The following is a 13,357-nucleotide window of genomic DNA, read 5'->3' as shown; positions in this document are numbered from 1 at the left end:
GCTGGGAAAGTGAAGGCCATGCGAAGCCATTCTCTGCAAGCCAGCGAGCTTAGCCCAGACCTGATCAAACTCTGGAAGACCTTCTGCCGGGCAAATCCCCTCTATCACAGTCCGTTCTACTGGCCCCAGTTTACGCAGACAGTTGCCGAAGTCCGCTGCGATGTACGCATTGCCATTTTCGAACAACATGGCGACGTAGTGGGATTCCTGCCATTCCATCTTTTGCGAAGCGGCATTGGCAAGCCGGTTGGTGGGCAGCTCAACGATTATCAGGGACCGATCTTGGCTCCAGGTGTGCGGATCAATCCGCATAACCTGCTTCAGGCGGCCGGGATTTCCTCTTACGACTATAATCATCTGCCAGCCTCGTTTGAGGAACTGACTGCCGATGCACAGGGCAATTCCATTTCACCGCAGATGAATCTTGGCGACGGATACAATGCATTCGTAGCGCGCAAGGATTCCAGCTGGACCAAGGCAAAGCGCGAAATGCGCCGGCGAAGCCGCAAGACCGAAAAGGACATCGGGCCGCTCCGCTTCACATTCCACGATTCCCACGATAGTATTTACCGGCGCCACATCGAGATGAAGAACGCTCTATATGAGCGAGCCGGCACGCAATTTCGGATCAGGTCCGATTGGATTGGTGAAGTGCTTGAGAGGCTGCGTCATTTTTCTGACCCCGAATTTTCAGCCGTCATGACGACGCTACACGCTGGCGACAGGCTGTTGGCAGCGCATTTCGGATTGAGGACATCAAGCGTCTGGCATTGGTGGTTCCCGTCTTACGATCTTGCGGCCTACAAGCTTGGACCAGGCATCAATCTGGTGGACCGATGCGCTATGGCAGCGGAGCAGCATGGCATTGCCCTGATCGATTTCGGCCGGGGCGACGGTGCATTCAAACTGTTGTTTGCCGACCAGTATGTCGGCCTGCGCGAAGGTGCGATCACGCGCCCGGGGAGCTTGGCCAAAATCCTCAGAACAGGAACCAATGCGGTGGTAACGGCCGCCGAGCGCCTGCCGCTTGGTCGCTTTGGCACATATCCCCGCCGTGCGGCAGCCAAATTCGTTTCAGGGGTGGTGTTGCCGAACGACGCCCAATCCGCCGGTGATCGGAACGTGTTTTGAATCTGCGGCTGGGCGTAGTGCGCGGTGCATTCTCCCTTGGGGGCGCGCGCGTTGCATCGAACCTGCTCAGCATCGGCGCCATACTTGTCCTTGCCAGGCTGTTGACGCCAGAAGATTTCGGCATCGTCGCGATCGCGACAGCCATCCTCACGGTCGTGCAATCCTGCACCGAACTCTCGCTCAACAATGCCCTGATCCAGAAGGACGAAGTCGACAGATCGCACATTGATACGGCGTGGACCATGGCACTGATCCGCTCGATCATCATCTGCCTGTTTTTCGCGCTGGCTGCCTGGCCATTGTCATTGGTCTATTCGAACGCCGACATGGTCCCGGTCTTCATCGTTTCAGGGATCACCGGTGCGATGATCGGATTGCAAAACCCGCATATCTGGTTGGTGACGAAGAAGATGAGCTTCGCTTCCCTCGCCCTGGTGCAGTTTTCGCAGAAAGCGGCCGGAGTTGGCCTTGCAATCATTCTTGCACTGATTCTGAAATCCTATTGGGCCATCATCCTTGGCAATGCATTTGGCGCGGTAGCCGCAGCCTTGCTGAGCTATCTGCTCATTCCCTATTGGCCTCGTCTTTCGCTCAAGCATGTAAAGGAAATCTGGGCATTCTCAGGCTGGATTTTCCTCAACCAGCTATTCGAAACATTGAACTGGCGGATCGACCAGTTGATCATCGGCCTCGTCGTTCCCAAGGCCCAGTTGGGCATCTATGCGATGGCTGACAATTTCGCGGTCATCCCAACCCGCGAAACCATACAGCCTATCAAGCACGCGCTTTTCCCGGGCCTTGCCAATCTTTCAAAGGAAATGGCGCGGCTGACCCGATCGCATCTGCTTGCACAATCCTCCATCGCCATGTTGATTGCGCCGCTTGGCATCGGCCTGGCTTTGGTAGCCGGGCCTGCGGTCAAGATCGCGCTGGGGGATCAGTGGCTGGCTGCGATCCCCTTCGTGGAGATTTGCGCCCTTTATTATGCTTTGGGTACCTTCACCGTGGGGCTGCAGCCGGTCGCCATGGCGCTTGGCAAAACGAAGCTGCTTTTCATCCGCCAGATCATCGCAGTATTCGTCAAGATACCCTTGATCGTCGGAGGCTTGATTGGCGGAGGGCTGATTGGCGCAGCCATCGGCCGTCTTGTCAGCGAGCTGATAACTGTGATGATCGAACTGCTGTTCCTGCGCCATCTCCTGAATATCTCGGTGGCTCATCAGGTGAAGCATCACGGCTTCACGATCTGCGGTCTTGTTTCAATGACATTCGGGGTATTTGCTGTCGACCTTCTGCTCGCAAACGCCAATGTCGGCGTCATGATCGACCTGGCCGCAAAAATTCTGGCGGGCGGCGCGTTCTATGCCGCGGCCATCTGCATGGCATGGCTCGCAACCGGACGGCCAGCAGGACCTGTTACCGAGATCGTTACTCTGGTTCAGCGGGTCAAAGCCGGGCGGAGGAGCCGCCATGAGGCCAAGGCTCAAGCTAATGGCACCCTTGACCAGAACTTGCCGAGTTGAGTTGCCAAGCCGCGAGCACGCAATGTTGCAGCATTGACCTACGCGCTGATCAGGCGAGGCCTATCGGACGGCCCTTGCCGTGCCCGTCCAGTACTCCCTCTGGTGGGCGGATGAAACTGCGCTCGCCATGCGCTTCGGAAACAAGCGCGCGAGCCATGTCCTCGACATCCTTGCTGTTTCGCGGCGCCCAGGGAAGTTCGGAATCGTCGGAGCGATGCCTTGGCACCTTCATCATGTCCAGAACGACAGGCGCATAAAGCGCAAGCGCGTTGCGGATTTTTGGTGCGTAGCGGAACCTCAGAAAATCGAGCTGCGAGCGGATCTTGTCGCCAGTGGTTTGTTCAGGGATGAAGCCCGACCAGATCGTATCGCGCAATTCCTCCCGGTACCATTGTGCCGCATCCGCCCACCGGGGTGGCCGCCTTTTCGACCAGGGCTTGGTCGAGGTATAATGTTCCAGGTATGGGGTCAGCTTGCCGCCGAAGTTGAGATAAGTCTCGTGCAGATTCCACCGCGGATCGAGTGGCAACCACTTTCCTTCAAGCGCATGGTTGAGCGCGTCCTGATCGGGCGCCTCCATGCAGCCTTCAGGGTTGTCGACCAGAAATTGTCGTGCGCGTTCGAGTGCACCGTCCGCCAACAATTTTGGCCAGTCGAACACCATCACGCCTGACTGAAGGTAAGGGGCGTCATCAGACAGAAACAGGTCCCGGCGGCGGCGCCTGATGTTGCCGCTCAGGTAGTATACGAAATCGTGCACTGCGGCAGCGGGAAACCCTTGCAGGTCCAAGGCTAGCAGTGGCTCGATCGAGGCCATGATGCGCGTATCAGCGTCAAAATAGATCAGCCGTTCGACTTCCGCACCGAAGATCATGTCGAAGTAGAGCCGCAGATAGGCCGCTCTAGGCCATCTCTGGTTGATCGGCTTGATCTGTTCATCGACGAAATCGGGGAGGATGATTTTAGCCGGTACACCCTTGCATTCAAAGAATGCCCGCGCCGCTGCAACATCCCCTTCGCTGACATCGCAACAGACCAGGTTCAGGCTGACATCGTATCCATCAGGCAAATGATCGGCGACCGATTTGAGCTGGCAGCAAGCTGCCGGCAAATAGCCGCTATCCGTTGCGGTTGTAATCGCGATCTTCATGTCAGCTGCGACCTCAAATATGATCCTTCCTGGACAGGTATCCGATTTCCATCACAGGCATGCCACATCGCAGGAAACGCCCATGTCCGAAAGCGACTGCGAAATCTCGCCCTCGTAGATCCGGTTCATGACAATCACCAATCCCGGCTGTATCTCCACCAGCTGTTCTGGCGGGACAATCAGCTGGCCTGTACCCGGCATGTAGTGATTGTGGCGATTGGGATTGATGTCAGTGACGAAATCGACCTGGTCGGCAATCCCAAGCGATGTCAGGAACGACACGGCCTTCGAACCTGACCCCCAGAGGACCACAGTCTTTCCTTCGGACTTCGCTTGCTGGACCTTTTCGCGCCAATGCTGCTTGTGAAGTTCGAGCCGTTCCGCAAAGCTGCGCACAAGATCGGCAAGTTCGTCGATCGCGGCGCGTGTCCCCGTTGCCGAATTCCCGGAGCAAGGCACCGCTTCGATCGTCAGGTACTGATCATCATATTCAATGGCGGTCCTTGTGACCTTGAAACCGCTCCTTTCGAACAAGTGGCGAAGCGAACTCTCGGTGAAATAGGAACAATGCTCGTGGTAGATATCCTCGAAGGCGCAATGCCTGATGATCCGGTCTGCCTCGGGCACCTGGAAGAACACCACGGTCTGCCTGGATTCGTCCAGCCCGGCACGGATCGTTTCGATGAACTCGGAAGTTTGCGTGATGTGCTCGAGTGTCATCTTGCAGCACAGGAAATCCGGCTGGACCTGGCAATGCCGCGGTTCGAAATATTCGGGAATAAGCGTGACCCGCTCTGCACCGGGCACCCCCTCGAGCCGCTCCGGCAAGGCGCTGGGGTCCACCCCCACGCCGCGATTTTCTCCCAGCTGCGAAAGCAGCACAAGAAACTCGCCCTTGCCGCAGCCGATCTCCATCACGTCCCGACCGGACAGGCCGTGCCGCTCGATCATTTCCTCGGCAAGGTTGCGATGGAAGCGTGAGAATGTTGGCGAGAAGCCCTGGGTCTCCTCGTAACGCCCGGAATACTCGGTCAATTCCTGCTTGAAGCTGGCGTTGTAGATAAAGCCGCAACCATGGCAGAATCGCAGCGCGATGGAGCCTTTGTTGCAGTTCAGCGCCTCTTCCCGGGTCTCGAACAGGATGCACGAGTTTGTGGGGACGTTTTCAACCTCATGAAAGAGCTCGGTCCTGCCGGAGTTGCAAGTAGGGCAGGTGAACTGCTCTGAAACGTCATCAGCTTGGGAAATAGTGTCCGCCTCCAGAAAGCTATCGCCCAGGTTCATGCGACAATCCTTGGATGTGGCACGGGTATGATGAACTGACCGCCTTGCGCCAGATAGGCTTGCTGCTGCGCGATGATTTCATCCGCGAAGTTCCAGGCAAGCATCAGGACATAGTCGGGCTTGCGTTCGGCCAGAGCTTCAGGTTCAAGGATCGGCAGGTGGGCACCAGGCATGAACTTGCCTTGCTTGTTGACGTTGCGATCAACCACGAAATCAATCTGGGTCCGGTCCAAACCGCAGTAATTGAGCATGGTCGCCCCCTTCGCAGCGGCCCCATAGGCAGCGATCGAATGCCCCTTCGCCTTGAGGTCCGCGATAAGCGCAACCAGTTCCTTCCTCAGCGTATCGACCCGCGAGGAAAACTCGGCGAAGAAGCTGGCCTGGTCGAGGCCAATCGCGCGCTCATGGGCAAGCATGCGGTTGACGCTCTGCTCGACCCGCTCGCTGGGTTCGACGAAGATGCGCAGCGACCCACCATGGATCGAAAGCTCCTCGACCCGGTTCAGGAAAAGTCCGTGCCTGCGGAACAGTTTGTCCAGCGCCGTAAGCGAGAAATAGCACAGATGCTCATGATAGATCGTATCGAACTCTATGTGCTCGATCAGCGGCAAGAGATACGGCATCTCGATCACCGCTACACCTGTCGGCTTCAGGATCTTTGCTATCCCGGCCACAAACCCATTGGTGTCTGAAACATGAGCCAGGACATTGTTGCCATGCACGACGTCCGCCAGGCCATGGGTTTCGGCAAAGTCTGCAGCGAATTCCTCGGTAAAGAACTCGCATAAGGTCGGCACTCCGATCTTTCTGGCAGCAGCGGCAGGCCCGTCCGCAGGGTCGATACCGATTACAGGAACGTAGCTCTCGACATAATTGCGCAGCAGGTAGCCATCATTGCTGGCGAGCTCGACCACAAGGCTCGAGGGTCCAAGCTTTCGCTCCTCAAGCTGTGCCAGCGCATTCGCACGCGAATGCTCCATCAATGCTGGTGAGAATGACGAATAATAAGGGTAGGCATCGGCAAACAGGATTTCCGGCGCGACTGTCTCCAGGATCTGGACAAGCGAGCAGTCCGGACAAAAAGCGACAACGAGCGGAAATGTAAGCTCAAGCTCTTCCAGCATCTCTTGCGTCAGGAGCCTGTCGGCCAGCGGTGTGGAACCAAGGTCAAGGAATGGTTCGAGCGAATTTCCGCCACAGGAACGGCAGCACGTCTCGGTGCGCGAATATTTGCCGGGTTGTTCCAGGAAAATCTGGTTCATCATTAACCTTTCAGGCGGCAACCATTTGCCGGACGGGAAAAAGGTCTTCGCCCACAGTACCCTGGGCGATCCTCTGCTTCATGTGGGCAATGCGTTTGAAGCGGGGACCCTCGAAGTCCTCGAGAGTCAGGCCGCTGCAAACGAATGCATCGTAGAGTTGCTCAACGCCGCGGCGGCACGTCCATTGCGGTTTGAAATTGTGCAGCTTTCGCGCAATATGGTTGCAGTCGACCCGGTAGTTACGCACATCGGGGCTCGCGTCGGCGGAAAAGCCGATCCGCGAATTGGGCACCACATCACGGACTATCTCTGCAATTTCCCTGATCTGGTAGTTTTCCGAGGTTTGGCCGACGTTGAACACCTCGCAGTGCACTTCGCTGCGATCGGCTTCAAGGCTGGCAACATAAGCCAGCGCTATATCCTCGACATGGACGATCGGGCGCCAGGCGCTGCCGTCGCTCTTGAGATGGACTTCGCCAGTCGTACAGGCCCAGGCTGTCAGATTGTTTACGACGAGATCGAAGCGCAGCATCGGCGACAAGCCGTAAGCTGTCGACGCGCGCAGGAACGTCGGGCTGAAGCTTTCATCGGCATAAGCCTCGATGGAAATCTCCGCCTCGACCTTCGAGACGCCATAGGGCGTTACCGGGTTGAGCGCCCCGCCCTCATCGATAAACCCATCGCCCGACGCGCCATAATTGGAGCAGGATGAGGCATAGATAAAGCGCTGTACGCCGGCCGCCTTGGCCAGACGGGCAAGATCGATCGAGGCCTTCGAGTTGATTTCCTGCGTAAGGCCGGGCCGGTAATCGCCCAGCGGATCGTTGGACAGGCCCGCAAGATGGATGATCGCATCGAGACCGCGCAGCTTGTCTGCGGCAAAGGGATCAAGCACGAATTCCCTGATATCTCCCCCGATCGAGGGAATCTCGGCGGTCTCCGGAAGGAAAAAACAATCCTCGAATAGATTGCTGTCAAGGCCAACTAGATCATGACCGCGCTCCAGCAGACGTCGGGTCAGCACCGTACCGATGTACCCGCGGTGCCCAGTCAAAAGAACTTTCATTGGTCTGGTCCTTCCATATCTTCCAGGGCGCCTTTCCAGACGACCAGTATTCATTGAGTAGCTGCTTTTCGCGCATGGTATCCATGCACTGCCAGAAGGACTCATGGCGGTAAGCCATCAGCTGCCCATCCTCGGCCAGCCTCGACAACGGGCGATGCTCAAACATCTCGTCTTCGTGATCGATGTAGTTCATCACTTCCGGCTCAAGGACGAAGAAGGCACCGTTGATCCAGCCCTCGCCGATCTGCGGCTTTTCGGTGAAGTCAGTGATGAGGTCCCCGTCAAATTGAAGGTGACCATATCTGGCTGGCGGCCTTACCGCGGTGAGTGTCGCCAGCTTTCCGTGGGATTTGTGGAAAGCCAGGAGCTTGCCGATGTCGATATCGGCAACACCATCACCCCAGGTCACCATCATGGTCTGGTCGCCGAGCCAATGGGCCAGTTTCTTGATCCGGCCGCCCGTGCCTGACTTCATTCCGGTTTCGACGAGGTCGACATTCCAGTCAGGGACGCAGTCCGGAGAATGGCGAAGAACCCCGCCCTTGCGCGTGTTCAGCGAGATCGAGCCCGACACACTGAAATGTTCGCGGAACCACCGCTTGATGTAATCGCCCTTGTAGCCCAGCGCGATGCTGAAATCGTTGAAGCCATAGTGCGAATATATCTTCATGATATGCCACAGGATCGGCATTTCACCGATTTCGACCATCGGCTTCGGGCGCGTCTCGGTTTCCTCGGAAAGACGCGAGCCAAGTCCACCGGCGAGAATGCCGACTTTCACTTTCGTCAGGTCAAAACTTGTCATGTCCTACACCATCTTGCTTGCTTCGTGGTTGCGTTGAGGCTTCGCGAAAACCCGCTTCGCAGCCTGCGCAGCAGCGGGTGAAACCATATGGACCAGTTCAAGGCCGTATCTTCCCAATTGTATCGGGAGCAGGCTTCGCCGGATCAGCGCCGCACGCAGCGGCCAGGGCGAAGTGATGTCGCTGTGGCGAGAAGCAATCTCGAACAGATGGAGCGCCAGTTGCAGATGCTCAGCTGCTGCTCCGCGGCTCTTCCTGCCGGTTTGCCAGAAGCTGCGCTGGACCTTGTCATCGATGTTGATCGAGCGCTGCTCGTGTTCGCGATTGTAGAAGATCGCTTCCTCGACGCGCAGGAATTTTCCCATGATCGCGGCTTCGGCCAGCACCGCCCGGTCCGAGCCGTAATAGGGGCGATGAAGGGTAGAGCGCTCCAGATTTTCCCTTCTGAAGACGCCGAAAATGGGAAAGCATGTGCCTGACAGTTCAATCGCTCGCTGGAACCGTTCAGCGGGGCTGTCGCTTTCCAGCGATGGCGTTTCATCCCCCACCGGACGGACGATTTCATTCTTGCCCGTAATGCCGAGCGTCGATCCAAAGGCCAGCGCGACATCCGGGTTGGCATCCATCACGCGAATGCAGGCTTCAAGGTAATTGGGGCTCAGCGTATCGTCATGAGCGCACCACTTAAGATATTTTCCTCGACCGTGCTTGAAGCCTAGATTGTAATTCGCCGACGCACCGATGTTGCGGGGGTTTCTGATCAATTCGATGCGGCTGTCCTTCGCGGCGTATTGCTGGACGATTTCGCGCGTGTCGTCTTCGGACGCATTGTCACAAACTATCAGTTCGAAATCCGTAAAGGTTTGGGCAACAATCGAATCGAGCGCATCCCGAATAAAATTCGATCCGTTGTAAACAGGCATTGCCAATGTAACTTTTCTATTTTTCTCTGACACTATTTTTCAAGCCTGTTTTTGCATTAGATCCCGCAACTATAGAGAAAATCATTTTGTGGAATTCACAGCTTCTTATGTTTGAAGGCCAATCGGTGCGGGTCTGCATTCTCATTGACTAGCCATCCTCCCACCATTCATATCGCCTGGAGGCCGCGGGCGGGAGACGCGCACTGTGCTTAGACCGAACGCGCATCCGTCTAATCCGAAAGGACGAATTGCGGGCAGCGCTCGCCGAGCATGCAAGGTCAGGAAGCGGAGCTGCTCAAGCCCCGGCTTCGCGAGATATTGCGCCCGAACTACGTTATCACCGGGCCGAAACCCGATGTGTCATTGGCCCAGTGCGATCAGCGGTTGCAGGTATCAGTCTTCTGATCGATACGATCAGCAAGGCCGCGCAAGATCTTGGGAAGGCTCGCCTGCATGCCGAACAGGTCATAGAGGTTCATTGTGGCGCCCAGCATGGCAAACCCTACCATTTCGCGGGGCATCCCCTGGCCAACAAAGCGTGCATAGCCCGCCATCAGCATGTCCGACACTTCGACCATGTCGCTAAAATGCACGGCGACATCCGGATCGAAAGAATTTCCAAGCTCGTGGTAAAGCCAGGCGTGATCCGAAACGTCATCATATATATCAGTCGCTTGCCTGTTAGCCATGACGATCTCGACCACTCCTATACTTGCCGTTGGCCAGCTATCGGCTGGCATCATGCAGGAAAGCCCTCAAAACGCTCACAGTCATGCACAGCACCCAAATTACAAGTTCCGTCGCTAACGGCAATCCCAACCGGTCCCACTAGTTCGCTATTTCCAGACCGAGGCCGATTGCGCAAAATCAATGTCCTTAAGGTCTAATCCGATGGAAGAGGCGCGGTGCACAAGTACCGGATCAAGTGATGAAATTACTCTGATCGGCGTTCGTCATTAACGGCGAACGGGAGGCTGAAGTTCTTCAAATCCAACCAGTCAGAGCGTTCATGCAAACAGCGCGGCTGCAAGGCCGCACCGGTCAAAATTGAACTAGTCCGAGATATCCTTTGCAGAAGCAGCGCCCTGCACCCTAGGTTGAATTTTTGACCAAGGTTTGAAGGTTTTTCGTTGATCAGACAAAGCTGCCCACAAGGCTTTTTTGATCTGCCAGTTTCAAGCGGGTCGATATAGCGGAGTGTGTTCGATGAGTGGGCAAGAGGGGACCGCCTTCATCCTGACGAACGATGCAATGCCGGGCTTCGTAAGGTTTGAATATACAGCCAAGGACGATTTGGCGAACAAGATCCGCAAGATCAATGACAAGGATCTCCCGATCCCGTTCCGCTTGTATTATGCCGCCAAGGTGCCCGATTGCGAGTCACTGGACCGGAACCTGCACTATCTTTTCTCTGACCATTGTGATGCGCGCGATTCACGGTTCTTCAGGATGAACCCGGACATGTTGCGCGCTGCGATCGAACTGGCTGCCACAACAACCGTGAATTTGAGCGACGAGGAACTTGGCATTTCCCCGCAGGTGCGCGCGCGCATGGAGCAGATCAAGGCTTCGCATGACGCATCCCGCTTCGGAGCGTTCAGCGCAAAACCCGATACCACGCTCTACTTCTCGAAGGATACTTCCATCACCTGCACTGCGCTGGATAATGGTATGGTCCAATATGAAGGTGAAACTGTGACCCCGCAGGAAGCGACCTTGCGTGCCCTGCACAGGATCGGTTTTGACTGGGCTGAGGTGTCCGCGACAGATTACTGGGTGCGGCATGAGTTTCAGCCTTCGTATGCAGCCCAAGCCAAAGCCAGTTCTACCTTCGTCTATGATGAGACCCAGCATGTGCCCGTTGCTCGCAACGATGCCGATGAATCGCCGGTGATGTTCATAAGAAACAGGAAGATATAGGCGCAGGAAACCCATCCGGTCCTGAATGGCGATTGGAAAGGAATGCAGTTCAAGGCGCCAGGAAATCACATGCGACCTTGTTCGATGCCTGGCCCTTTTACACTGGATCGCCTTCGGTCCGGAACTCTGATAGCGAGACCGCAAACTGGATCCGAGCGGCTGCTGTCATGAAACGAATTGCCCTTCTCAACGTCAAATTCAGCCCGAATTTGGGCGATGGTGTCATTGCCGAATGCCTTGAGTGCGAGCTTGCCCGCGTCCAGCCGGATTGGCAGGTCCATTCGATCGATCTTGCCGGAAGGGAAAGCTTTGGCAGCGGTTTGGATGCAGGGCGCGGCCATGTTCTGAAGTTCCTTGATGCCCTGCCGCCGCTATTGCGGAGCATGGGGACCGTTACGGCCCTGATCGCCCTCATCCAGTTAAGGTACCGGAAAATCTGGCGACGGCAGCTGTCGGGAGTGAGCGGCGTGATAGTTGGCGGAGGGCAGTTGCTCGCCGACACGGATCTCAATTTCCCACTCAAGCTGTATACGGCACTGGGCGAAGCCCGGCGTGTCAATGCGCTGCTGGCTGTCTTTGGCGTTGGCGTTTCAGAGCACCTGTCGAAACCCGCGCGGCGCCTTTTCTTGAAGGCCTTTTCCCGTTTTGGCCTGGAACATGTGGCTGTCCGGGACAGCGTGTCGCGATACAACTGGAATCGCCACTTCGGGCGATCCGGTTTGGCCAAGGCCAACCTCTGTTCAGATCCCGGGCTTCTGGCAGCGGATGTCTATACGGCCAAACCGTCGCCCAGGAGCACTGGCATTCCTGAAGTTGGCATTGGCATCGCCAATCCTAGAACGCTTGATCGTCACTCCAGGGATGACGACGACTTTTCATTCAACACCGCGCGGGATTTCTGGTGCGCGCTTGCAAAGGAACTGCTCTCGCGCGGGCTTGGCGTTACGCTGTTCACAAACGGGCCGCAGGACGGCGAAGCCTTTCTGGAAATCGTTCTCGACGCTGTCGATGACCCAAGGGTAAAAAGGATGCCGCGCCCGCTCGTTCCGAGCGACCTGGCAGAAACGGTCAGGTCTTTTGACGCCATCGTTGCGCACAGGCTGCATGCCAACATCCTCGCCTATGCTTTCCGGATCCCGCATGTTGGCATGGCGTGGGATCCGAAAATGGAAGCCTTTTTCGATAGTGTTGGAAGGCGGCAATATTTGGCCAACCACACACAGTCCGAACCAGGTCAGGTTGCCGATTTGATTGAGGCATCGCTTCGTGAAGGGATTGACAGCGATGTACATGCCGAAGTGATCATGAAGACGAGGCAAGCGATCGAGGCTTGCGCCCGTGAACTTGATTCAGCCATTTCTGCGCGCGGCAACCGCAGCCGGTCAGAGTTCCAGAATTCGGTCCGGGCGTGACTGGCCCCGCAAGATATCGAGAAGGCCCACCAGATTGCCCTTGAGCCGGCCACGGCGGTCAATGAAGGGTTCGGGCCGGACGGATCGTATCAGGTTCACCGCCAGATATTTTATGATGTTCTCGTACATCGGCCGCCTGGGGGCAGTGCCCTTCCGAATGAGATAGACGGCATTGGCTATCTGCGAATAGCCGAGGCGAACGCCAGACGTTCGAGCTGCCTTGATACCCCGGTGTGCGCCAACCAACCGGTCCAGCCTGAGAAGGCGGCCTTCCTGTAGCAACTGGTTTGTAAGATCGAGATCCTCAAGCCAACCGTAGAGAGGCATCTTCTCGTCAAACCGCCGGCTGCCAAGTGCCTTTGTGCGGACAGCCATGTTGCAGCCGTATAGGCCGAAAAGCTGTGTCTCGCGCTCGCTCCCCTTCGGAAAATGCTCGGTCTGGCGGCGGATCGCTGCAAGCGCCTCTTCGCGCTCCAGCCCTGCTCCGTTCACACCGTCGGCCACCACCAGGCCTGTCAGACCGGCAATGTCATCATCGGCTGCGAAGGCATCCTCCAGCCGCTCCAGATATGTTGCCTCCGGAATGAAATCGTCATCGAAAAATACAATGATATCGCAATCTGAAACAACGTGATCGATCGCGCAGTTTCTTTGCACGCAACTTCCCTTGCGCTCACACAGCAAAGTCTCATTGCCCAATCTTGCGTTGGGCATCGGAGCATCCTCAGCTGTCGTAACTGCAAATATGACCCGATCCGGCAACCGCGTCTGAGCGCAAAGATCATTGACCAGATCTTCAGACGCCTGGCGCCTTCCCAACGTGGCAACGATCACCGCAATTCGCACTTATGATGTCTCCGGTCATCCCGCTGGCAGCCAGTAG

12 protein-coding genes are annotated in these 13,357 nt (G+C 56.5%); 4 read left to right on the top strand and 8 right to left on the bottom strand.

Features of this window, described 5'->3' with window-relative positions; genetic code table 11:
- Window positions 1–18: 18 nt before the first annotated feature.
- Together ACX2DJ_RS10935 and ACX2DJ_RS10930 are read left to right on the top strand one after the other, a co-directional pair.
- Window positions 19–1,131, top strand: coding sequence for a GNAT family N-acetyltransferase (locus tag ACX2DJ_RS10935; protein ID WP_462572654.1), 1,113 nt, complete (start codon window positions 19–21; stop codon window positions 1,129–1,131).
- Window positions 1,128–2,654 carry a lipopolysaccharide biosynthesis protein gene (locus ACX2DJ_RS10930; RefSeq protein WP_462572652.1) on the top strand — a complete coding sequence of 509 codons (1,527 nt, stop codon included), beginning with the start codon at window positions 1,128–1,130 and terminating at the stop codon, window positions 2,652–2,654. The genes ACX2DJ_RS10935 and ACX2DJ_RS10930 overlap by 4 nt, the downstream gene beginning before the upstream one ends.
- A 49-nt stretch (window positions 2,655–2,703) precedes the next feature.
- Here the strand turns inward: ACX2DJ_RS10930 and ACX2DJ_RS10925 are convergent, their stop codons facing one another.
- The 7 genes from ACX2DJ_RS10925 to ACX2DJ_RS10895 all read right to left on the bottom strand — a co-directional run bounded on the left by ACX2DJ_RS10925 (window position 2,704) and on the right by ACX2DJ_RS10895 (window position 9,831).
- Window positions 2,704–3,804 (bottom strand): glycosyltransferase family 8 protein, encoded by a 1,101-nt coding sequence (locus ACX2DJ_RS10925; RefSeq protein ID WP_462572651.1) that lies wholly within the window; start codon window positions 3,802–3,804, stop codon window positions 2,704–2,706.
- 51 nt (window positions 3,805–3,855) lie between these two features.
- Window positions 3,856–5,088, bottom strand: coding sequence for a class I SAM-dependent methyltransferase (locus ACX2DJ_RS10920; RefSeq protein WP_462572650.1), 1,233 nt, complete (start codon window positions 5,086–5,088; stop codon window positions 3,856–3,858).
- Window positions 5,085–6,353: a class I SAM-dependent methyltransferase gene (locus tag ACX2DJ_RS10915; protein WP_462572649.1), complete on the bottom strand. Its 1,269-nt coding sequence runs from the start codon at window positions 6,351–6,353 to the stop codon at window positions 5,085–5,087. The genes ACX2DJ_RS10920 and ACX2DJ_RS10915 overlap by 4 nt, the downstream gene beginning before the upstream one ends.
- 7 nt (window positions 6,354–6,360) lie before the next feature.
- Complete coding sequence (locus ACX2DJ_RS10910) at window positions 6,361–7,416, bottom strand: NAD-dependent epimerase/dehydratase family protein (RefSeq protein WP_462572648.1); 1,056 nt, start codon at window positions 7,414–7,416, stop codon at window positions 6,361–6,363.
- Entirely contained in the window at window positions 7,340–8,197 is an 858-nt protein-coding gene (rfbF, locus tag ACX2DJ_RS10905) for a glucose-1-phosphate cytidylyltransferase (RefSeq protein ID WP_462572646.1), read from the bottom strand. The genes ACX2DJ_RS10910 and rfbF overlap by 77 nt, the downstream gene beginning before the upstream one ends.
- 27 nt (window positions 8,198–8,224) lie before the next feature.
- On the bottom strand, window positions 8,225–9,142 hold the full coding sequence (locus ACX2DJ_RS10900; RefSeq protein ID WP_462573075.1) for a glycosyltransferase family 2 protein: 918 nt from the start codon (window positions 9,140–9,142) through the stop codon (window positions 8,225–8,227).
- A gap of 377 nt (window positions 9,143–9,519) precedes the next feature.
- A complete protein-coding gene (locus ACX2DJ_RS10895) occupies window positions 9,520–9,831 on the bottom strand; it encodes a hypothetical protein (protein ID WP_462572645.1) in 312 nt (103 codons plus the stop codon).
- Between the two features lie 517 nt (window positions 9,832–10,348).
- Here ACX2DJ_RS10895 and ACX2DJ_RS10890 point away from each other — a divergent pair.
- The gene (locus ACX2DJ_RS10890; RefSeq protein WP_462572644.1) at window positions 10,349–11,062 is read left to right on the top strand and encodes a GIY-YIG nuclease family protein; all 714 of its coding nucleotides are present in this window, start codon (window positions 10,349–10,351) and stop codon (window positions 11,060–11,062) included.
- A 167-nt stretch (window positions 11,063–11,229) separates the two neighbouring features.
- On the top strand, window positions 11,230–12,474 hold the full coding sequence (locus tag ACX2DJ_RS10885; protein ID WP_462572643.1) for a polysaccharide pyruvyl transferase family protein: 1,245 nt from the start codon (window positions 11,230–11,232) through the stop codon (window positions 12,472–12,474).
- Here ACX2DJ_RS10885 and ACX2DJ_RS10880 read toward each other — a convergent pair.
- A complete protein-coding gene (locus ACX2DJ_RS10880) occupies window positions 12,445–13,308 on the bottom strand; it encodes a glycosyltransferase family 2 protein (protein WP_462573074.1) in 864 nt (287 codons plus the stop codon). The genes ACX2DJ_RS10885 and ACX2DJ_RS10880 overlap by 30 nt on opposite strands.
- Window positions 13,309–13,357 lie beyond the last annotated feature (49 nt).

The sequence above is a fragment of the Altererythrobacter chaiwopuensis genome (genome assembly GCF_054957755.1).
Note: the sequence above shows the minus strand (reverse complement) of the source record. Positions and strands in the feature narration are given on the sequence as shown.

Excerpts from the sequence above, each read along its gene's own strand:
- ACX2DJ_RS10915 (WP_462572649.1), bottom strand. The coding sequence starts at position 6,353 with ATGATGAACCAGATTTTCCTGGAACAACCCGGCAAATATTCGCGCACC.
- ACX2DJ_RS10935 (WP_462572654.1), top strand. The coding sequence starts at position 19 with ATGCGAAGCCATTCTCTGCAAGCCAGCGAGCTTAGCCCAGACCTGATC.
- ACX2DJ_RS10920 (WP_462572650.1), bottom strand. The coding sequence starts at position 5,088 with ATGAACCTGGGCGATAGCTTTCTGGAGGCGGACACTATTTCCCAAGCT.
- ACX2DJ_RS10900 (WP_462573075.1), bottom strand. The coding sequence starts at position 9,142 with ATGCCTGTTTACAACGGATCGAATTTTATTCGGGATGCGCTCGATTCG.
- ACX2DJ_RS10890 (WP_462572644.1), top strand. The coding sequence starts at position 10,349 with ATGAGTGGGCAAGAGGGGACCGCCTTCATCCTGACGAACGATGCAATG.
- ACX2DJ_RS10885 (WP_462572643.1), top strand. The coding sequence starts at position 11,230 with ATGAAACGAATTGCCCTTCTCAACGTCAAATTCAGCCCGAATTTGGGC.
- ACX2DJ_RS10910 (WP_462572648.1), bottom strand. The coding sequence starts at position 7,416 with ATGAAAGTTCTTTTGACTGGGCACCGCGGGTACATCGGTACGGTGCTG.
- ACX2DJ_RS10925 (WP_462572651.1), bottom strand. The coding sequence starts at position 3,804 with ATGAAGATCGCGATTACAACCGCAACGGATAGCGGCTATTTGCCGGCA.
- ACX2DJ_RS10895 (WP_462572645.1), bottom strand. The coding sequence starts at position 9,831 with ATGGCTAACAGGCAAGCGACTGATATATATGATGACGTTTCGGATCAC.